We start from the raw sequence: 20806 nt of genomic DNA on the forward strand, positions 1-20806 counted from the left end.
CATCTTCCCTCGTGCTTGAACTTTCCGAAAACGTGTGAGAAGTGCCCCGCGTCGCCCTCCCTCGAGCTTGAACTTTCCGAAAACGAATGAGAAGTGCCCCGTGGCATCTTCCCTCGAGCTTGAACTTTCCGAAAACGAATGAGAAGTGCCCCGTGGCATCTTCCCTCGTGCATGAACTTTCCGAAAACGTGTGAGAAGTGCCCCGCGTCGCCCTCCCTCGAGCATGAACTTTCCGAAAACGAATGAGAAGTGCCCCGTGGCATCTTCCCTCGAGCATGAACTTTCCGAAAACGTGTGAGAAGTACCCCGCGTCGCCCTCCCTCGAGCATGAACTTTCCGAAAACGAATGAGAAGTGTCCCGTGGCATCTTCCCTCGTGCATGAACTTTCCGAAAACGTGTGAGAAGTGCCCCGTGGCATCTTCCCTCGTGCATGAACTTTCCGAAAACGTGTGAGAAGTGCCCCGCGTCGCCCTCCCTCGAGCTTGAACTTTCCGAAAACGAATGAGAAGTGTCCCGTAGCCACATCTTTCGTGCCTGATTTTTCGGAAACACATAAGAAATACCCAGTCCATCACCCCCTAGGGATGAAATTATCGTAAATACATTTTAAATGGCTTATGTTGCAATTTAAATTTTCTTGAAAACATAGTATGAATATCTTCCGTTGCGGATAAGCGTCATCTGTTTTTAATAATATTTCTCTGATTCTTCGTACCACATCCCTGACACTTTAATTTCATTTTGTTAATTGAAGATAAAAATTCAGAGCAAGTTCTATACGTAATTCCTTTTTGTAATTGATGATACTCATAGCTTGGTAAGCGACTATGCATTGACTCTTCAATATGCATAGAAATTAATTTTTTTCCTACATTCCTCTGTTGCATAGTTGGTGGTTGTTTGGGGTCCAAAATTAATTTTTTTATGAATCGTTTAAGTTGGATCGGAAAAATAATGGGTTCGTTTAATGGGGATTGATACAGAGTAAATTCCTCGTTGATAAAAATGATGTACGATTTTACGGTCGTATGAACATTTAGATTTTGCAGTAGTTGCTTAAATAAATAATCTGTTCGTTGAAGTTGCAAAAGCGGGTTTCTAATTTCTTTACCAGAAGCAACGGCATACCATTTGTCTCGTTCAAGATAGAAATCACCTTCAAAATGTTTTACCTTCAAACAGAAAATGGTATTTTCACTTATAATTAGACTATCAATTTGGAATTCTGTATTATTACTCTCTAGTAATAAATCGAATAGCTCAATCTGATTGGTCGAAGAAAAATTACATAATAAATTGTAAAATTTACGTTCGCCAATGTATCCTTTATGTAGACTTTCTATATTTTGTTTATCGTTCGTAGATAAATTCATTCTGCGGGACAAACATCGAAGGATTTGTAGTTCTTTAGATGGCATAGGTATAATGTGGGGGATTGATGTCATGTCTTCTTTCCTTTCTAAAAAAAGTTAGTACTTTTATCCTGTGCCGAAATTCTAAATAATTCAAGGGAAATAGATATAAGATACAAAAAGAACAATGATGTTTAGACGGAAAGAGATGGTCATGTGGATTTGAATTTTGGAAAAAACTTGGTAATGTTGGGGAATTTGATTAAAAAAGTTGACGCAAGCGCATACAAATGGAATCGAAAAATAAAAAAGAGGTAAATACGAGGATACAATTTAAGGCACCGCTTAAAAATTTTTTGAAGGGGTCGCCTATACCGGATAGGTAGCTTTTAACATCCGAACCGTATGCTTTTTTAACTAATACTTTCATAGACAACTTTGGAACTCAATTCATTAATTAATGTCGGTAAATCTAGTTTGGCCATTGAATCTATTTTTAGATCGGCATGATCGAAGGTTGCTTTTTTAGTTAGCTTGCTCGGAACAACAATAGTGTGTAATTCAGCACGCTTTGCAGCAATAGAACCAACAACCGAGTCTTCAAATGCGATTGCTTCTCGTGGAGCCACATTAAAATGTTGGATAGACTTTACATAAATTTCGGGATCAGGCTTAGGTTGTTTTATGTGATCGAATGTGTATACATTATCAAAATAATCTTTGATTTTTAACATAGTTAAGAAATGATTTGCCCACTTTGAACCTGAATTCGTTGCAAGCCCTATTTTAAGATCCGCTTTTTTCCCCGCTTCTAGCATATCGATTACACCAGGTAATGGTTCTTTGTCTGTAATTAATTGTGAAAAAACCTCGTCCTGCAATTGTTGTATTTTCTGAAAGTCAATCTCTTTTCCTGTTTGTTCTGCTACATATTTACAAACCTTTTGCGGAGTACCTACAGCTCCCACCCATTTTTCCCATACATCTAATGTTAGTTCAAAATCATAATACTGAAATGCTTGTTTGTAAGATTCAAATGTAATTTCCTCTGTATCAATAATAGTTCCATCTAAATCAAATACTAACGCTTTAATCAATAAATTTATCCTCCTTAAATTAGTTTATATATAGATAGTATCTCTAAATGGTACTTTTAACAACTGAATTTGCAATTTTTTACAAAGGATTTACAATGTTTCAGTCAGTATTCATAGGAGATCGTAAAAAATTTAGAGACACTATTTTCCCCAAGATTAAAACAAACTTAATTGTCTTGGGGACAGGCCTTCATAGTCAATGTTCATTAAAGCTTGCAGGTCCTTTGCGTTCCCTGCTGCATCTCCACCAGAGTTATTATTAAATATAATGATCAAATCTTTCGTGTTTTTATGTAAATCCTGAATGATCTTTTTCCACTCTAAGAGCTCTTTTTGATTATATTTATATAAATAGCGAACTTCTCGCCAATTGGAATGAGAGCCTTTTTGTCTATTCCAGCCATGAACATTTCGTCCGTGCATCCGTATGAGTGTTAGGCCTGAATTGGTGACTACAGGTACGGTAGGAGTAGAGCCGCTCCCTGCCTGTGGTTCATCGACAATCGAATGAATCCAGCCTTCTTTTTTCATAAAGGTAAGCGTATTGGTTCGGAACTCTTCACTAAACCAGGATTGATGACGAAATTCAAGTGCAACTGGAATATCTCCCATCATTTTTTTGCAATAACGTAGATAATCCACATTCTTTTTCTGGCAATCGAACCATGGTGGAAATTGAAAGAGAACCATCGCTAATTTATTTGCATCCTGATATGGTACTAAAGATTTCTTAAACGCTTCAAACATCTCTGTTTTTGTTTCAAATGGAATATCGCCCCTTTGATGCCCAGTCATGCCTTGATAAGCTTTCACGACAAAACGAAAATTGTTTGGTGTTTGGCTGATCCATTTTACTGCATTTTTAACTGGTTGTATCGCATAAAAGGATGCATCAACTTCCACGACAGGAAAATGACTACTATATACGGATAATTTATTGCTAGCATTTACTTGAGAAGGGTAAAGTGAATGATGGTCTCCCCACCCTGTTACACCTATGTAAATCAATGGAATCATTCCTTGTAGGATTAATCAAAAACCAGATTCTACTGGTGATTTTATCTCCGCGTTGGCACTTATCTCCCATCTCTATAGGCGGGAGATAAGTGCCGAATCAAGCAAACACACTGACTGACAAGCTAGGAGCGAGGTCAGAAGTGATGTTGCGCTTATGCAAATAAATAAATTATCATTTATTTGCCAAGCTCCGAAATAAGTACGACAAGGGTTCAGATGGAGAAATGAAGCAAACTAAGAATTAGGGTGTCCTGGGACTCCGCTAAATACTCGTCCACTGAAAAGCATTGTCGGAACGTTTTCCCTAGCACGTCCTGTACGTCGAAACTCCATCTGAACCAAGCCTTCTTTATCATAGCATAGGAAGGAAAGTATTGAAAATCAAGCATGATGAAAAAAGTTATTTTTTACCATCATCCCTTTTCTCGGTTTTGAAAATAAATTAAAAACTAGGGGCAGGTCATCTATGATCATGAACAAATCAACTTTCCTTAAACCACGCCTTGCTCAAAAGAGATATACCTTCTTCAATCTCTTTTTCCGTCAATCCACCGAATCCGAGTTGTATCATTGGATATTCTGTAGAGCGTTTTGACCAGTAACGGGATGTTGGATAAACCTTTACCTTCACTTTTTTTGCCCGCTCAATTAAAGTAGATTCTGATATTAATTCGTTTATTTTGATGAGGATAAAAACGCCCGATTTTTCCCCAATGACAGAGACATGATCTCCCATATATTGTGCAATTGCTTTGAGAAGTGTATCCCTTTTATGACGGTTTTGTTTTCTCATCCTACGTATATGTCTTTCAAGATATCCTTTTTCTATAAATAATGCCAGTGCTTCTTGGTGAATTCTCGAAACTGTTTGAACATAGGAAGCAAAAAGTTGCTTATACATTTTTAATAAAGAAGGTGGTAACACCATATAGCTAATTCTAATGGATGGAAGAAACGATTTAGAAAATGTTCCGATATAAATAATCTTATGATTCGAGTCAAGTCCTTGAAGAGAAGGGATAGGTTTTCCAACGTAGCGAAACTCACTATCATAGTCATCTTCAATAATATATCGCTCCGCTTCATTTACCCACTTTAACAACTGTCGTCGCTTATTAATTGGCGTAATGACACCAGTTGGATATTGGTGGGAAGGAGTAATATAAAGAACATCGCTTTCACTTTTAACCAACTCATCCATGTGAATACCATCCCGATCTACTGGAATCGGATGTACAGTAAGCCCATTATTTTTAAATACATCTTTCGCGCCTTTATATCCTGGATCTTCAATGGCGATGGTATATTGTTTTTTCCTAAAAAGTAAAGAAAGCATCCCTAACAAATGCTGAAGGCCAGCACCAATAACAATTTGATCAGGACTACTATTAACTCCTCTAGAGAAATATAAATAGGTAACCAATTGTTCCCTTAACTTTCTTTCCCCTTGCCGATGATCTCCGTATTGTAGAATATCTTTATGATGAAGTACTTCATTGGAACACTTTTTCCATTCGTTTAAAGGAAAATGAGTCAGGTCAATTGCCCCTTGATAAAAATCAAGCGTATAACTTGTTTCTTCATCATAGGATTCAACCGTTGAGAAAGTCTCTACTGGTTGTTTGATTGTGTCTAGCTTCTCTTCAAGAGGCATAACGTACATTCCACTTCTTGGTTTACTATCTATATATCCTTCTGCGAATAATTGTTGATAGGCAGATTCCACCGTATTTTGACTGATATGTAAATTAGCGGCCAGTCTCCGGATTGATGGCAATTTTGATTTCGAAGGTAACCTTCCTGCTTCTACCTCATTTTTAATATATTCATATAACTGGATATAGATTGGATGTTTACTTTCTAAATTTAGTAAAGGTGTAATTTCTATCATATAACCTTCCTTTCTGCCCCTATTCAATAAATTGAAACTGTCACTTTTCAACAGGTTAGATACTGTCTATGATCATTATAACAAGATAAAAAATTTTATGAATACAAAATTAAGTTGTTGGAGGTATTTTTATATGAATCACACATTTGTTATTAAAAGAGCGACGATGGATGATATAGACAGCATTGCACTTTTATTTGATAAGTATCGTTTATTTTATAAACAGCAATCTAATCTTGAACAAGCAACATTTTTTATTGAAAACAGATTGCGTAATAATGAATCCGTTATTTTTCTTGCAAAAGAACGGGATAATCCGTCGATTGAATTAGGATTCACTCAATTATATCCATCTTTCAGCTCTGTCTCTATGCAAAAGTTATGGATCCTAAACGATCTATATGTTGATGAAAAAGCAAGAAAATGTGGGGTAGCAAAACAATTATTGAAACAAGCAGCACATTTCGCACGTCAATCCGAAGCAAAATCGATCATTCTTGAGACAGTGATGGACAATATCCCTGCACAGCGCTTATACGAATCAATCGGTTATGAAAAAGATAAAGATGTTTACCATTATTATTTAGATTTAACAAATCCTTCATAGTTGCCAATATTTCTGCCCTTGGCTCACTTGGTTAATTGTGGACGAAGGGTATAGAGAAAGAAGTAATGACATTATTTTCACCACTAAGTGATAGTAAATTTACTACTGAAAAACACTTTTTTACCAGTTTTGATAAAGAACAATACATTTTTATAGAATAGAGACAACTACTACGTAGCTGCTAGTTGAAATAACAATGTTTTTTATAGGATCTATTTTATAAGTGAGGATGGATAAGCTCTTTCATATTTATAATTAAGCCCCTAAATATAATAGATGTAGCGTTCTTATTCATTCGCCTATTTCATGAAAAAAAACATCTCGAATGAGATGCTGATAAATGTTGAAAAGATAGATTCTATATTTGCTTCCTAAGATAGACAATCAATGAGATACATCTTCCTTTGAATGGTTGTGTTTGAAAAAAATATGTCAGAATGACGTGATATGCCTTTATTAACTTATAAAATCCTTTTTTTTATTTCTTTAATTAAAAATCATATTCAGCGTCTTTTTTGGCACGAATTTCTTCAAATGCTTCAACGGTCAGGACAGTATCTTCCACAAGGCGTTCCATACGGAAGACAATATCATCATTGATGATTTCCTGCCGTAAAAAATCCTGTTCTTCTATAAATACATACGAAGGGACGACATGTGCTTTCATGTACGCTAAAATCGGTTTTAGTTGTTGCTCTACCATTAAATAATGCCTTGATGTTCCAGCAGTGACAACGATACTAGCAACTTTATCACGTAATGCATCCACTGGGAGTAAATCAAATATATTTTTTAGTGTCCCTGGTATTGATGCTTGAAATATAGGAGTACCAATGATTAGTGCGTCTGCTGTCATAATCGTTTCAGTTAAGTACTTGGTGTCACCTTTATATTCAAAATAATTACGTCCATCACTAAATTCCAGGCTATATTGAGCTAAATCTAAGAGATGCACGTCATGTGTTGGATACTTTTGTTCAACCATTTCCATGACCTTTTCCATGGCCGTTTTTGTCTTTGAACCGACGATCGATCCTGATAGTGCTACAATTTTCATCTTATACTCTCCTTAGGCTACTAGCTATATCACCAATTTATTTTCTATTCATTTATTGTTGAATCAATGTTAATAATTTCCCAGACATCCCGCAATTCTATCTCATATGGTTTACTTGTTTCACCAGAAAAATGCCGTGTATAAGCGTTTGTTATGGTTTCAACTTCATCTGGTACGATCATGTTATACTAGTTTTCAAAAACATTTGGAAAATCCCTTTCATCTTGATATCCTAATGAACTTTCTTCAAATATCATGATAAACATTATTTCCGGTGGGAACACCATTTTCAATTTTTAAGTCCCATGTCCCAATTCCATTGAGTTCTAATCACAATTTGATGTTTTGAAAAAATATTTTCATATTTTGTTTGAAAAACTATTCATTCATGGAATCTACTAATTTTTGTAAGCGACGATTCCCTGTTTGAAATGATATTTGATTGGAAGTAAGGTTTTCTTGCATATGTTGTAAAACGTTTCGTCCTGTAGAGACCACGATGAAGTTGGTTAGTACTACGATTTTCATCATCGAATCCTTTTATTTTCTCGTATGTTTTTTGATTGCTGGGATAATATCATTTCCAATAATCTCAATGTTTTTCATCATTTTATCAAATGGTACACCACCAAAATCAATTTGTGCGACAAATCGCTGCATCCCAAAAAGTTCATATTGATATAGTAATTTCTCAATAACTTGTTCTGTACTGCCAACCATAAGTGCATCACGATAATCCGGTGCTTGAGCAAACTGTTGTTTTGGATATCCCGTCCCACGTATGGCTTGAAATCCAACATTGAGGTGTGGATACATACCTTGTAATGCTTCTTTTGTTGTATCCGCTACGTAAAACAAGCTTGTCGTTGCAATTGGTAAAGTATCTGGATTAAATCCACTTTGCTCCGCTGTCCTACGATACGCCAGTACAGAAGGTTTAAAGTTCATCGCGGGACCACCTAACGTCGTAAGCATCATTGGAATCCCCATATAACCTGCTTTGATTGCACTTGCAGGTGGACCACCAACAGCGCGCCAAATTGGAAGTGATCCATGTAATGGGCGTGGTAAAATCTCTGCGTTTTCTAACGGTGTACGAAACTTCCCTTGCCACGTAACCCGTTCGTTTTCATTTATCTGTTTAAGTAATTCTAATTTCTCTTCATAAATCTCTTCATAGTCTTGTAAGTCAACACCTAATAATTGGTGCGCCCCGACACGTGAACCACGACCAGCTACGATTTCCGCACGCCCATTTGAAATTAAATCAATTGTTGCAAAATCCTCGAATAAACGAACAGGATCTAAAACACTTAACACTGTCGCTGAACTTGCTATTTTTATTTTCGTTGTTGCTTGTGCAATTGCTGATAGAATAACCGTGTGAGCTTGTGATATAAAGTATGTTTGGTGACTTTCACCAACACTAAACACATCAATACCTGCTTGTTCAGCAAGCTTACTCATCTCAATAAGTTCTTTAATTCTCTCTTGGGCTGAAATTCGACTTCCTGTTAATGGATTCATAATATGATCCCCTAAAGAATACAGGCCAAATTCCATTCCTTCTGATTGATTAATCCGGTATTTTTCCATGACTAAATCTCCTCTATCGGTGTTAATTTTGCTTCAATATCATCACGTCGTTCTTCTAAAAATGGTGGTAAATCCAATTGTTCTCCAAGTGTTTCGACGCCCCTATCGATTGTAAATCCTGGGCCATCTGTCGCGATTTCAAATACTATGCCATTGGATTCACGGAAATATAAACTTTTGAAATAGAAGCGATCAACAATACCGGATGAGTAAAAACCCTGTTTTCGTACTTGTTCATCCCAATATGCCAATTCCACTTCATCTTTCACCCGGATCGCCAGATGATGGATACTCCCACGACCAGGTTTTTCAGTAGGACCATCTAAGAATTTCACGACAATTTCACCAAACACTTCTCCATTAACCGATTGAAAAATTGCTTCCTTCTGTGATCGTGACACTTCTGTATAACCAAATATTTCTGTTAACATGCGTGAAAGTTTATTCAAACGGCGTACTGTTATTTCGACAGAGCCCATCCCTTGAATTTGATACTCTATCGGAATAGTTGATTTTTCCCAAGCTTCCCAGTTGGCAATCTTTTTACCATCAGAAACAATGAGTACCATGCGTAACCCATCTTCATCTTCAAAGTGAACTGCTGGGCGATTGGTGTATGTTGTAATTTCCCCATGTTTGACTTCAAATTGTTCAAATCGCTTTTTCCAGTACGATAAGCTTTCTTTGGATGGAACGAGTAAACCAATTTGGGTAATCGCATTTGTCCCACGGTATGTCCGTCCGGCCGATGGCATTTCAAAGAAGGTTAGTTCTGTTCCTGGGCTACCTGTTCGATCTCCATAAAACAAGTGATACATTGACGGATCATCCTGGTTTACGGTGACTTTAACGCGGCGCAATCCTAAAATAGTCTTGTAAAAGTGGTTATTTTGTTTTGCATTTTTTGTAATCATTGAAATATGGTGATGTCCTGGAATAATATGCATCTTTTTTCCTCCTTTTATCATTTGATTAATCAAGTAATAGCGGATAAAAAAATTATCTTTTCATCGACAATTTTTTTTCACTATATTTTTGTATACGTGTCATAAGTGACAATAACGTTTTTTGTTCCTCTATTGATAAACAATCTTCAAAGAAAGAAGATTGGAAGGTAAGCTGAGCCTCAAATGCATTTTCTAATCTTTCTCGTCCTTTATCTGTTAAAGAAATCGTTTTTGTTTTCCATTCTTGTTTACGATCAATTAATTGATCCTTTTCTAGACGAGCAAGCATCCGTGAAATTCCACCTTGTGTTACGGTAACTTTTTCTGCAAGTTCACTTTGAGTCAATGGCTCATATGTTGAAATTTGAACTAAAACATCAAATTGAGCAGTTGTTAAATCATATTGTTTTAGAAATTCATTTGAAAGCAAGTTACTTTGATGTGTAAATCGCATAATTCGAAGCCAAATGAGTGAACCACGCGTATTTTTTCGCACTTGTTATCAATCCTCCTTACTACTTCACTTTATCAGTCAAGTGATAAAAAAACAAGTTTTAAATCTTGGGTTTAAGCATTGATTAACTACGTAGCTTTCACACGTAAACACATTAATAACTTTTTATTATGATAAGGATAATCCGAAAAAATAGTATTAAAAATGAAACGAAATACACTTTCATTATTTATTAAATCAACTTGCCCATAAAATATTCATCTACAAATTTCCAGCAATGTATAATGAATTTCTTTTGGTTTCATCTATTTCGAAGTCTAAATCTCCATGATTGGGTGGGGAAGCATCTATCAACTGTTAAAAAGATCTAGAGATTAATGTATGTGGTGATTATTTTAGCATAAAAATCTAATTTAAAAGATGGTAATACTTCCATAAAAAAGTCCGGGCCAAACACAACCTACCTTTTAATGGCATTGTCATATTACACAAAGTCCGTTATATTAACTAATTATTCTTCGTTTTTTCGAGGAAACCTTCCGCATTTAAAGATATTTTTCTTAGTAGTTTTAAGGCATACTCCTGTTCATCCACAGATAAATCTTTAGTGATAATATTTTTCCAACCTACCAAAATAGAAGTTAGCTTAGATTCAAACGCATGTGCTTTCTCCGTCAGATACAACTTTTTTATTCTTTTATCAACGCTAAAAACTTTTCTTTCTACATACCCTTCTTTCTCTAATTTTGTAATTGCCCTAGCGGTTGTACCTTTATCCATTTTTAATAAACAAGCTATTTCATCTTGCGATAAACCTTCATTTTGATATAAAACAGCAAGGAATTGATATTGACCAGCTCCTAGATTATATTCTTTTAATTGTTCATTAATATAAACATTTCCATATCTATGTAGCAATGAAATCCAACGGCCAATTGACTCTTTATTATCTATGCTCATTATAATTCTCCTTTCTTTTGCACCAACATTTTACAAAATGACAGTTTATTCTTTATTTCAATCCTTATTTCCGTTATCAAAACAATTCACTTGCATCATAAATTAGTATAAGATAATATTTGTTGCATAGACAACTAACACAATTTTAAAATAAGTTAATAGTTGTTAATACGATGTTAAATTAGTTGCATAAACAACTTCATTACAGAAGGGATTGCTTTCTTTAACAAATATAAATTTATGTGAATCTAAATGGCAGAAGCTTGAGACCCACCTACATTTTAACGGAAATATACGCTAAGCAACAAACAATCGTAATAAAACTGAACTTCGCTACTTTAAGGAAGGAATCAATCTATTCCTAGAATATCTTTGGATAGATAAATATACTTAGCTGGCTCCTTCTATTTTTTCAATCAACACAACTGTTCCAATTCATTATTCATTATAACGTGATTAGTTTAGTACAGTCACTAAATACCCTTAACCTGAACATGGAACTGCAAAAATGTATATCTTCAGCAATGAAATAAAAAAAGATGGGGGATTTATGTTGGATGGATAACTCTATAAAAAGTTCTGATAAGCTGTTAGGTGTTCTTGTCTTTGCTTTAATATTTTCCGTCATGAACGGTACGATGTTTAATGTTGCTCTACCAATCATCGGTGAAGAATTCAATCTTATCCCTTCACAGGTCAGTTGGGTAATGACTAGTTATATGGTTATTTATGCTATCGGTTCGGTTGTCTATGGGAAGCTTGCGGACAAATACCAGCTTAAAGACTTGTTGACGTTTGGACTTCTTCTATTTTCCATCGGTTCAATCATCGGTATGCTAGCTGCTGATTATTGGATGGTTGTTCTCGGACGTATACTTCAAGCTGCTGGAGCGGCAGTTCTTCCGGCTACAGCAATGATTATTCCGATTCGTTACTTCCCACCCGAGAAAAGAGGAAGAGCGCTTGGAACGTCAGCGGTCGGTTTGGCTTTAGGAAGCGCATTGGGTCCAGTTGTTGCAGGGCTGATCTCAAGCTTAGGAAGTTGGAGAATGCTGTTCTTATTTTCTCTCATATCGTTGATTACGCTCCCTTTTTTTCGTAAATATTTAGTCGATGATAAAAGGGAAGCCAGTAATATTGACATTTTAGGAGGTAGCTTACTGGCAGCGACTGTGGCATTATTTCTGTTAGCGATAACGCAAAGCTATTGGCTGCTATTTGTCGCTGGGGCAATCGTGTTGGCTTTATTCATTATTAGAATCAAGGCTGCTCCCAATCCTTTTATTGAACCAGGCCTTTTTTCAAATAAAAGCTTTTCCATTGGATTGTTCATTGCATTTATGACAACTTCAATGAATTTCGGCATTACGTTTATGACCCCACAATATTTGGCGACGTTGAATAATCTGTCCCCAGGAAGTATCGGATTTGTTTTATTTCCAGCGGCTATCATTGCCGCAATGTTAGGTCGTAAAGGCGGGAAATTGGCCGACGAAAGTGGCAATAACATTCTTTTTACCGTTGCATCGTTCATGATGTTTTTATGCTTTGCATTGCTATCAAGCTTTGTTGGAGTTTCACCATATGTCATTGCTGTTATTTTAATTGCAGGTAACGTCGGTCAAACTTTCATGCAAGTTGCAATGTCCAATACAATCTCTCGAACTTTGGCTAAAGAGCAGGTCGGGGTAGGGATGGGGTTGTTTTCCATGTTAAATTTCATTTCAGGTGCGATTTCTATGAGTGTCATTGGAAAGATGCTTGACACTAGACAAACTGCTCTCCACCTCAATCCATTTGTGACGAATGAAAATGCCTACGTGTACAGTAACATTTTTGTTGTCATGTGCTTGGGGATCATTAGTATATTCTGGCTATACCACGTACAATTTGCAACGACCAATAAGTCCATATTGGCAAACAATATTAAAAGGGAGGAAGGATAACAATGAGTAGCACAACGCCTACTTCATTCGCTTCGAGCGAGCTTGAAAATGTAAAGAGGCTACCGATTATGATTTCGCTTATCATCGGAGCCTTCTTCTCGATACTTAATGAAACATTGTTGAATATTGCTTTTCCAAAACTAATGGTTGAATTAAATGTAACTGCTTCTACACTTCAATGGTTGGCAACCAGCTATATGCTTATTGTCGGTGTGTTGGTTCCGGCCTCTGCTTTAGTCATGCAATGGTTTACAACAAGGCAAATGTTTTTAGGTGCCATGACTTTATTCACAGTGGGAACGTTAATATCTGGGATAGCGCCTCATTTTGCAATATTGTTAATCGGTCGGATGATACAGGCGGCCGGAACTGGGTTATTGATGCCAGTCCTGATGAACACGATTCTTGTTCTGTATCCGTTAGAAAAACGTGGAACTGCAATGGGGACCCTCGGACTTGTCATGATGTTTGCTCCAGCGATAGGACCGACGCTGTCCGGACTAATTCTAGAATCTCTGCATTGGCGGTGGTTGTTTTTCCTAGTGTTGCCTTTTGCCGTTTTTTCCATTGTATTTGGTTTATATATTTAAAAAACGTGTCGGAGCCTACAAAACCGAAAATTGATATTATCTCGGTGTTGCTTTCTACTATTGGTTTTGGTGGCTTTGTATACGGATTTAGTGGTTCAGAAGGTGGATTTACGGGAATTATTGTTGTCAGTATCATCGCTCTGATTCTATTCGTTTTTCGGCAAATACGATTGAAGGAACCGCTGCTGGACCTTCGAGCTTTTAAATATCCAATGTTCGCTGTAACTACAGTGCTTTTAATTGTCGTTATGATGACACTATTCTCAACCTTGTCGCTATTACCGTTCCTGTTCCAGGGAGCTCTTGGATTAACCGTGTTTGCATCTGGTCTTCTCCTATTGCCAGGAAGTTTTGTAAATGGACTTATGTCTCCAGTCGCAGGAAAGCTATTCGATCGATTTGGTCCTAGGGTGTTAGTTATTCCTGCAACAGGGATGGTAGTAATTATTATGTGGTTCTTTATGCAGGTGTCTATGAACACATCGAAAATAACATTTCTTGTGTTGCACATCTGCTTAATGTTTGCGCTATCGATGATCATGATGCCAGCTCAGACGAACGGTCTTAATCAGCTACCACCACGTTACTACCCGCATGGCATTGCAATTTTAAACACGCTATCTCAGATAGCTGGTGCGATAGGGGTTGCCTTTTTCATCGGTGTTATGACAGCGGGACAGCATCGCTTTCTGGAACAGTCATCAGACCCGTCTTCCCCTGCCGAAATATCCGAAGGGCTGGTTGCAGGTATAAATAATGCTTTTATGTACGGTTTTGCCCTGGCTTGCATCGCCTTTGTTCTGGCATTATTCATAAAACGGACACAACCACCAAAAGAATGATTGTAAAGGGGTTCAAACCAGGGACTTAAAATTGTATGAAATTCCGTACTGAAAATGATGGGATAAATTACAATTATAACGTCTTTCCCTATTCACAAAGATTAACTAAAAACTTACAGAGTTTTCTCCATCTGTTTTAGAACACACTCGCTTACCACCTGTACCAAGCACTTTTCTAAACAGAATGGGAGAGTTAATCGAAAAGATATCAATCATGCCCTATATATTTGTTCATAAAGCTGAGCTAGACTATGTTACACTTAAGAGAGCAAACATAGAGAGGAATTTTTTCATGAGTAAAACAGTTGTACTAGCCGAAAAGCCATCTGTTGCCCGTGATATTGCACGAGTGCTTAGTTGTCACAAAAAAGGAAACGGCTATTTAGAAGGATCAAAATATATCATCACATGGGCACTTGGACATTTAGTGACACTAGCAACACCTGATATGTATGATCATAAATATAAAACATGGCGAATAGAAGATTTGCCAATGGTTCCGAACCGCCTAAAAACGATCGTTATCCAAAAAACAGGGAAACAATTTAACGCAGTGAAAAGTCAGCTAACTCGAAAAGACGTAACAGATATTGTCATTGCAACAGACGCGGGGAGAGAAGGAGAACTTGTCGCTCGTTGGATTATAGAAAAAGCACGGGTGAAAAAGCCTGTGAAACGACTCTGGATTTCATCTGTTACTGATAAAGCGATCCGTGATGGCTTTAAACAATTAAAACCGGGTAAACAATATGAAAACTTATATGACTCGGCAGTAGCACGAGCAGAAGCGGATTGGTATGTTGGCCTTAATGCAACAAGGGCACTGACGACAAAATATAATGCACAATTATCAAGTGGCCGTGTACAAACACCAACACTTGGCATCATCGCAACGAGAGAAGAAGAAATTCGTCATTTCCGCCCACAAAAATTTTATGGACTCGAATTAAAAACACGGACTGGAACAGCTTTTACTTGGCAAGATGAGAAAAATAATAGTCGGATTTTTGATAAAGAAAGGGCAGAATCATTACGTGGAAAATTAACTGGAAAAAAGGCGATCATTACAACCATCGAAAAAACGCAGAAAAAGCAATATCCACCACAACTATATGATTTAACAGAACTGCAACGGGATGCAAACCGGATGTTTCATTTTTCTGGAAAACAAACACTTCAGGCGATGCAACATTTATATGAACGTCATAAAGTGCTCACATATCCAAGAACAGATTCACGTGTCATTACGACCGATATTGTACCAACTTTAAAAGAACGGCTGGAAGCATGTGGCGTCGATGAATACGCAAATGTCGCCCGAAAGCTTTTGCAGAAAAAGTTTAACTTACCAAAATCGGTCGTCAACAATGCGCAAGTAACCGACCACCATGCGATTATTCCGACAGAAGAACCTGTTGATATATCGGCACTCGGTAGCAACGAACGAAAAATTTATGATCTTGTTGTGAAGCGATTTTTAGCAGTACTTTCCGATCCATATGAATATGAAGAAGCAAAAATGACTGCAGAAATTGAAGGAGAACGTTTTGTTACAAAAAGTAATACAGTCCAAAAACTCGGTTGGAAAGAAGTATACGAATCGACTAGTGAAAAAGCGAATCAATTAGCAAACCTTACAAAAGGAGCGGGGATTGCCAATTCCAACTTGCAATTAACAGAAGGCGAAACGAAACCACCTGAACGTTTGACGGAAGGAACGCTTCTTAAAGCAATGGAAAACCCAGCAAAATATATGGAAGCAGACGAAAAACATTTGGCAAAAACGCTTCATCAAGCAGGCGGGATTGGAACTGTTGCAACACGTGCAGATATTATCGATAAGTTAATAAACGGACAATATATGGAACTGCGCGGAAAATATTTATATCTTACACAAACAGGGAAACAATTACTTGACCTAGCTCCGGAAGATTTACGTTCACCAGCATTGACTGCCCAATGGGAAGAGAAATTGACACAAATTGAGCGAGGGAAACTAAATAAAAGTCAGTTCATCAATGATATTAAAAAATATACGGAAGAAATAGTTCATGAAATTAAAGGTGCAGAAGCAACATTTAAACATGATAATCTCACAGGATCAAAATGTCCACGTTGTGATAGCCTGATGCTAGAAGTAGAAAATAGGCAAGGGAAAATGCTTCGATGTAAAGACCGGTCTTGTAATTATAAGAAAAACGTGTACAAAAATACGAATGCCCGTTGTCCCAATTGTAAAAAAAGATTGAAACTGTATGGAGAGGGAGAAGGACAAACGTTTACTTGTGTTTGTGGACATCGCGAGAAGCTTGCGACTTTCCAAGAGCGTCGTAAGAAAGACCAAAATAAACGGGTTTCAAAAAAGGATATTAATAAATATATGAAGAAACAAGATGATTTTAAAAACAATGCACTCGCCGAAGCATTAGCGAAGTTGAAGAATAAGTAAAAGAACCTGATCGATACTTAAGGATGGTTTCATATCCATTGTCGGTTTCGGAAATAACCTACTTTAAAAAGGAAACAGAGCGTTCACATTTGGGCGTTCTGTTTTTATATTCATCGCTAAAAAATGACTTAAGTCACTCATTAAACGTAGATGTAATGACCTGAGATAGTATGGGTGAAACACGGTAGCCTATAAAATAAAGATAGACATACCAATAAAATTGGAGTGATAAAGAATGAGTGAAGAGTCACGGCGATTTGCAGGGTGGTTAATGATTATTTTACCTACTGTCATTTACGGTGGTGTAAGTCTACTAGTTTTTTTAATGGATACTCAATCGGGTTATACAGACAATCCACTAAGGCAAGATTTATTTCGCGCTGGACATGCACATGCTGGAGTTTTATTGATTCTATCTTTTATGACATTATTTTATGTCGATCAGGCGAATTTATCTGATTCATTAAAATGGTTTGTTCGATCAAGCATACCACTATCCGCAATTTTCCTCCCAGCAGCGTTTTTCTTTTCAGTACTTTCCCCGACAGCAAATGAACCGAACGGGTTTATTAATTTAGCCTATGTAGGAGCGGCTTTATTAGCGCTAGGTCTCATCGTATTAGGGATCGGATTAATAAGAAAAAAACAGGAGAGTAGAAATAGATGATGAATGGTACTAGCTTACATCTCGGCACAACCAATCTCATTCAGCCACATCATAAAAAAACTAAACTAGTAAATAGGAATCTTCCGCTTTCCTGTTTACATAGTTTAGTTTGGACCTTTTTCTGGGGTATCTACGTTTTGTAAATTCAAACTTAAACGAGATATCATACATTTTGCAAAGTAACGGCAATGTTTTAAGATTTTATGGCAGCTTTTACTGAAACTTCATTTATATCAAATCCATATTGTTCATTATATGTTAACCAGTCGGCTACTCTCTTTTCCGTTTGCTGGATTCTTTCCAACTGCTCTGTTGTCGGAGACTTCACTTCCTTTAAGGAGTTTTTTCGTATCTCATCAACACCTTTTCCAGCGGTGTACACGGATTTCCCTGTTAATAAGGTTAAGTTTTTCGTTCTGTCAAAATGCTCATTTAACGTATTCATTTTGGAGGTTATCTCCTCTGTTGCTTCCGCTTCTCGTTCTGTAATCGAAGCAATCGTACTAATCGCTCGATTTACTTCATCGATATGTCCCATAATTTGATCAATTGCGTTCATAGATACATTCGTTTCTTCAATATGTTTGCTTAAATTTTCTGAAAAGGAATCAATTTCAGCTGTTACTGTATTAGAATCCCTTAGGACATCTTCCATTTCTTCAGTGATATTTTCTACAGAAACGCGGGTTTGCTCAGCAAGCTTTCTCACTTCATCGGCAACAACGGCAAATCCACGTCCATGTTCACCAGCCCTTGCGGCTTCAATCGATGCGTTTAAAGCGAGTAAATTCGTTTCGTCTGCAATGTTTTTAATAAAATCGATTACTTCAGAGATGTTATTGACTTTATCTGTTAACGCTTGAAAATTATCTTTCGACTTTTGAAAGTCTTCAATCATCGTTAAAAATCCGGTTAATGATGATTCGACGACATTTTTACTTTCACTAGCCTGATCTACCATCATTTTTGTTCGCTCTGATGCTTCATTTGCTGTAGAGGCAATTTCGTCAACTGCCGAGTTTAGTTGATGAGTGGCATCATTTACTTCATCTGCTTCTAACGATGTTTGTTCAACGACAGTTAATAAACTGCCAACTTCATCAATTTTTGACATCTCATCTACTGCATCACTTATATTAGAGATAAGTTGATATTCGTTCGCTTCTTTATATGCTTGTAGCACAATAATTGTATCAAAAGTAATCATGCGATTTAACGCTGTAATGATATTCGCGAGCATCACGGGATTGGACTTAAATCGTACTGTTATGTAAGGAATTAAATATTCATATATACGAGTATAGGAACCAATAAACCACTCTTCTGTCAACCGGATGTGGCTATGGATCTTACCAATTTTTTTCCGACTTTCAATATATTGATCGTTTAATTGTGGTTTTGTTAACTGTTTATAATAATGAACAATTGCAGGTACATAACGGTCGTATGTAGTAAATTGATCAAAAAGTTGTTTGAGTTCGGGTACATCCATTATCATTTCATAATGGCGTTCAGCTATTTCTTGTGCATGCTCTTCCATGATGTCATCTATGAGATGTAAGTGATCTAGATCTTTTTTAGACAACTGAACAAGTTTAATGATCTCTTGAATATGTTCAGATAAACCATTATTTAGGTCACTGGCTGTAAAGGTTGGAATATTAATTTGTTTATTTTTTTTCATTAATCGTGCAATCATGTCTAGGACCTCCATACTGTTCTTTTTACCTATGTTAAGAATATCATAAATAGACTAAATATGCTTTTATTTAGTTCTTTATACATAGGTTATTAGACCTAACAGATGGGAGGTGGGGGATAAAAAAATCACTGCGAGGGATTTAAAAGATTGAATCATGTGGGATAGAACGCCCCTATGGACATCAAGACAGAAAATACTTACAATTAAAACAGAGGTGAACCAAATGACAAAGATTATTGAAATGACAAATGTTACATGGAAAAGACAAGGAAAAGAAATTTTGCATCATATGAATTGGCAAGTAAATAAGAATGAACATTGGGCGGTACTCGGGTTGAATGGAGCAGGAAAGACAACCCTTTTAAATATGGTGAATGGATATATTTGGCCAACAACAGGAGAGGTATCAGTACTGGGAAATAAATTTGGTAAAACAGATATCCATCAATTACGTCGTTCCATCGGTTGGGTCAGTTCATCTTTTGGGGAAAAAGTGAATGGACGACATGTAGCGGAAGATATCGTTGTCAGTGGAAAGTTTGCCGCGGTTGGACTCGTTTTTGCAGATCCGATTGAAGCGGATTTTGAACAAGCTAGAGAATGGATGAAATTATTAGGAGTAGAGTATACATATGGTAGACCATACGAAAAATGTTCACATGGGGAAAAACAGAAAATTCTTATTGCTAGAGGGCTAATGGCAAATCCGAAACTACTCATATTAGATGAGCCAACAAATGGACTCGATTTTATTGCCCGTGAAGAACTACTTGCAACGATTGACCGAATTGCTACACAAAAAAATGCACCAACTATTATTTTCGTTTCCCATCATATTGAAGAAGTGTTGCCAATTTTCACCCATACACTCCTATTGAAAGAAGGAACTGTTTTTGCAAAAGGGCTGCGTAACGAAGTGTTAACGAGTGATAATTTATCTAGATTGTATGGGAAAAATATCGAAGTTGACTGGCGTCGTGACCGAGCGTGGATGACGTTAGTGTAAGTTTTGTCTATGGGATAATAGCAAATAGTGGTGTGGATCCTTTGGTCGTAGCTCTTGGCATCTTCTCTCGTGCATGAACCTTCCGAAAATGGATGAGAAGTATCCCGCAGCATCTTCCCTCGTGCATGAACTTTCCGAAAACGGATGAGAAGTGCCCCGCGGCATCTTCCTTCGTGCATGAACTTTCCGAAAACGGATGAGAAGTGCCCCGCGGCATCTTCCCTCGTGCATGAACTTTCCGAAAACGTGTGAGAAGTGCCCCGCTGCATCTTCCCTCGTGCATGAACCTTCCGAAAATGGATGAGAAGTGCCCGCGGCGTCTTCCCTCGTGCATGAACTTTCCGAAAACGTGTGAGAAGTGCCCCGCAGCACCTTCCCTCGTGCATGAACTTTCCGAAAACGGATGAGAAGTGCCCCGTGGCATCTTCCCTCGTGCATGAACTTTCCGAAAACGGATGAGAAGTGCCCCGCAGCATCTTCCCTCGTGCATGAACTTTCCGAAAACGTGTGAGAAGTGCCCCGCAGCACTTTCCCTCGTGCATGAACTTTCCGAAAACGGATGAGAAGTGCCCCGCAGCATCTTCCCTCGTGCATGAACTTTCCGAAAACGGATGAGAAGTGCCCC

At 37.3% G+C, this 20806-nt stretch carries 15 protein-coding genes and 1 pseudogene; 6 read left to right on the forward strand and 10 right to left on the reverse strand.

All coding sequences use genetic code 11. The features are described from left to right. Window positions 1-678: 678 nt before the first annotated feature. From DFR56_RS07875 to pdxR, 4 genes are all read right to left on the reverse strand, one after another. Window positions 679-1374 (reverse strand): nuclease-related domain-containing protein, encoded by a 696-nt coding sequence (locus DFR56_RS07875; protein ID WP_158525554.1) that lies wholly within the window; start codon window positions 1372-1374, stop codon window positions 679-681. A 392-nt stretch (window positions 1375-1766) separates the two neighbouring features. Next, on the reverse strand, window positions 1767-2450 hold the full coding sequence (locus DFR56_RS07880; protein ID WP_158525556.1) for an HAD family hydrolase: 684 nt from the start codon (window positions 2448-2450) through the stop codon (window positions 1767-1769). 156 nt (window positions 2451-2606) lie between these two features. Beyond that, window positions 2607-3458, reverse strand: coding sequence for a DUF72 domain-containing protein (locus DFR56_RS07885; RefSeq protein WP_207521394.1), 852 nt, complete (start codon window positions 3456-3458; stop codon window positions 2607-2609). Between the two features lie 490 nt (window positions 3459-3948). Continuing rightward, window positions 3949-5358 (reverse strand): MocR-like pyridoxine biosynthesis transcription factor PdxR, encoded by a 1410-nt coding sequence (pdxR, locus tag DFR56_RS07890; RefSeq protein ID WP_110394898.1) that lies wholly within the window; start codon window positions 5356-5358, stop codon window positions 3949-3951. 133 nt (window positions 5359-5491) lie between these two features. On the opposite strand from pdxR, the gene DFR56_RS07895 reads away from it, so the two are divergent. Then, a complete protein-coding gene (locus tag DFR56_RS07895) occupies window positions 5492-5965 on the forward strand; it encodes a GNAT family N-acetyltransferase (RefSeq protein WP_110394899.1) in 474 nt (157 codons plus the stop codon). A gap of 490 nt (window positions 5966-6455) precedes the next feature. Here DFR56_RS07895 and DFR56_RS07900 read toward each other — a convergent pair whose 3' ends face one another. The 5 genes from DFR56_RS07900 to DFR56_RS07920 all read right to left on the reverse strand — a co-directional run bounded on the left by DFR56_RS07900 (window position 6456) and on the right by DFR56_RS07920 (window position 10979). Next, on the reverse strand, window positions 6456-7022 hold the full coding sequence (locus DFR56_RS07900; RefSeq protein WP_110394900.1) for an NADPH-dependent FMN reductase: 567 nt from the start codon (window positions 7020-7022) through the stop codon (window positions 6456-6458). 540 nt (window positions 7023-7562) lie between these two features. Beyond that, complete coding sequence (locus DFR56_RS07905) at window positions 7563-8618, reverse strand: LLM class flavin-dependent oxidoreductase (RefSeq protein ID WP_110394901.1); 1056 nt, start codon at window positions 8616-8618, stop codon at window positions 7563-7565. Window positions 8619-8620: 2 nt separating this feature from the next. After that, complete coding sequence (locus DFR56_RS07910; protein ID WP_110394902.1) at window positions 8621-9565, reverse strand: ring-cleaving dioxygenase; 945 nt, start codon at window positions 9563-9565, stop codon at window positions 8621-8623. A 52-nt stretch (window positions 9566-9617) separates the two neighbouring features. Then, entirely contained in the window at window positions 9618-10061 is a 444-nt protein-coding gene (locus tag DFR56_RS07915; RefSeq protein WP_110394903.1) for a MarR family winged helix-turn-helix transcriptional regulator, read from the reverse strand. 465 nt (window positions 10062-10526) lie between these two features. Next, on the reverse strand, window positions 10527-10979 hold the full coding sequence (locus tag DFR56_RS07920; RefSeq protein WP_110394904.1) for a MarR family winged helix-turn-helix transcriptional regulator: 453 nt from the start codon (window positions 10977-10979) through the stop codon (window positions 10527-10529). Window positions 10980-11536: 557 nt separating this feature from the next. Here DFR56_RS07920 and DFR56_RS07925 point away from each other — a divergent pair. From DFR56_RS07925 to DFR56_RS07940, 4 genes and pseudogenes are all read left to right on the forward strand, one after another. Beyond that, window positions 11537-12925 (forward strand): MFS transporter, encoded by a 1389-nt coding sequence (locus DFR56_RS07925; RefSeq protein WP_110394905.1) that lies wholly within the window; start codon window positions 11537-11539, stop codon window positions 12923-12925. A gap of 2 nt (window positions 12926-12927) precedes the next feature. Next, window positions 12928-14357, forward strand: a pseudogene (locus DFR56_RS07930) (MDR family MFS transporter). Window positions 14358-14649: 292 nt separating this feature from the next. After that, entirely contained in the window at window positions 14650-16806 is a 2157-nt protein-coding gene (locus DFR56_RS07935) for a DNA topoisomerase III (RefSeq protein ID WP_110394906.1), read from the forward strand. A gap of 235 nt (window positions 16807-17041) precedes the next feature. After that, the gene (locus tag DFR56_RS07940) at window positions 17042-17473 is read left to right on the forward strand and encodes a hypothetical protein (protein WP_110394907.1); all 432 of its coding nucleotides are present in this window, start codon (window positions 17042-17044) and stop codon (window positions 17471-17473) included. 193 nt (window positions 17474-17666) lie between these two features. On the opposite strand, the gene DFR56_RS07945 is transcribed toward DFR56_RS07940, so the two are convergent. Next, complete coding sequence (locus tag DFR56_RS07945) at window positions 17667-19172, reverse strand: globin-coupled sensor protein (protein WP_211320617.1); 1506 nt, start codon at window positions 19170-19172, stop codon at window positions 17667-17669. Window positions 19173-19398: 226 nt separating this feature from the next. Between DFR56_RS07945 and DFR56_RS07950 the strand changes: the two genes are divergently transcribed. Then, window positions 19399-20181 carry an ABC transporter ATP-binding protein gene (locus tag DFR56_RS07950; RefSeq protein ID WP_110394909.1) on the forward strand — a complete coding sequence of 261 codons (783 nt, stop codon included), beginning with the start codon at window positions 19399-19401 and terminating at the stop codon, window positions 20179-20181. Window positions 20182-20806 lie beyond the last annotated feature (625 nt).

This window comes from Pseudogracilibacillus auburnensis (assembly GCF_003201975.1).
GTDB lineage: Bacteria > Bacillota > Bacilli > Bacillales > Amphibacillaceae > Pseudogracilibacillus > Pseudogracilibacillus auburnensis.

Excerpts from the sequence above, each read along its gene's own strand:
- DFR56_RS07950 (WP_110394909.1), top strand. The coding sequence starts at position 19,399 with ATGACAAAGATTATTGAAATGACAAATGTTACATGGAAAAGACAAGGA.
- DFR56_RS07935 (WP_110394906.1), top strand. The coding sequence starts at position 14,650 with ATGAGTAAAACAGTTGTACTAGCCGAAAAGCCATCTGTTGCCCGTGAT.
- DFR56_RS07895 (WP_110394899.1), top strand. The coding sequence starts at position 5,492 with ATGAATCACACATTTGTTATTAAAAGAGCGACGATGGATGATATAGAC.
- DFR56_RS07900 (WP_110394900.1), bottom strand. The coding sequence starts at position 7,022 with ATGAAAATTGTAGCACTATCAGGATCGATCGTCGGTTCAAAGACAAAA.
- DFR56_RS07920 (WP_110394904.1), bottom strand. The coding sequence starts at position 10,979 with ATGAGCATAGATAATAAAGAGTCAATTGGCCGTTGGATTTCATTGCTA.
- pdxR (WP_110394898.1), bottom strand. The coding sequence starts at position 5,358 with ATGATAGAAATTACACCTTTACTAAATTTAGAAAGTAAACATCCAATC.
- DFR56_RS07940 (WP_110394907.1), top strand. The coding sequence starts at position 17,042 with ATGAGTGAAGAGTCACGGCGATTTGCAGGGTGGTTAATGATTATTTTA.
- DFR56_RS07925 (WP_110394905.1), top strand. The coding sequence starts at position 11,537 with ATGGATAACTCTATAAAAAGTTCTGATAAGCTGTTAGGTGTTCTTGTC.
- DFR56_RS07945 (WP_211320617.1), bottom strand. The coding sequence starts at position 19,172 with ATGATTGCACGATTAATGAAAAAAAATAAACAAATTAATATTCCAACC.
- DFR56_RS07905 (WP_110394901.1), bottom strand. The coding sequence starts at position 8,618 with ATGGAAAAATACCGGATTAATCAATCAGAAGGAATGGAATTTGGCCTG.
- DFR56_RS07875 (WP_158525554.1), bottom strand. The coding sequence starts at position 1,374 with ATGAATTTATCTACGAACGATAAACAAAATATAGAAAGTCTACATAAA.
- DFR56_RS07910 (WP_110394902.1), bottom strand. The coding sequence starts at position 9,565 with ATGCATATTATTCCAGGACATCACCATATTTCAATGATTACAAAAAAT.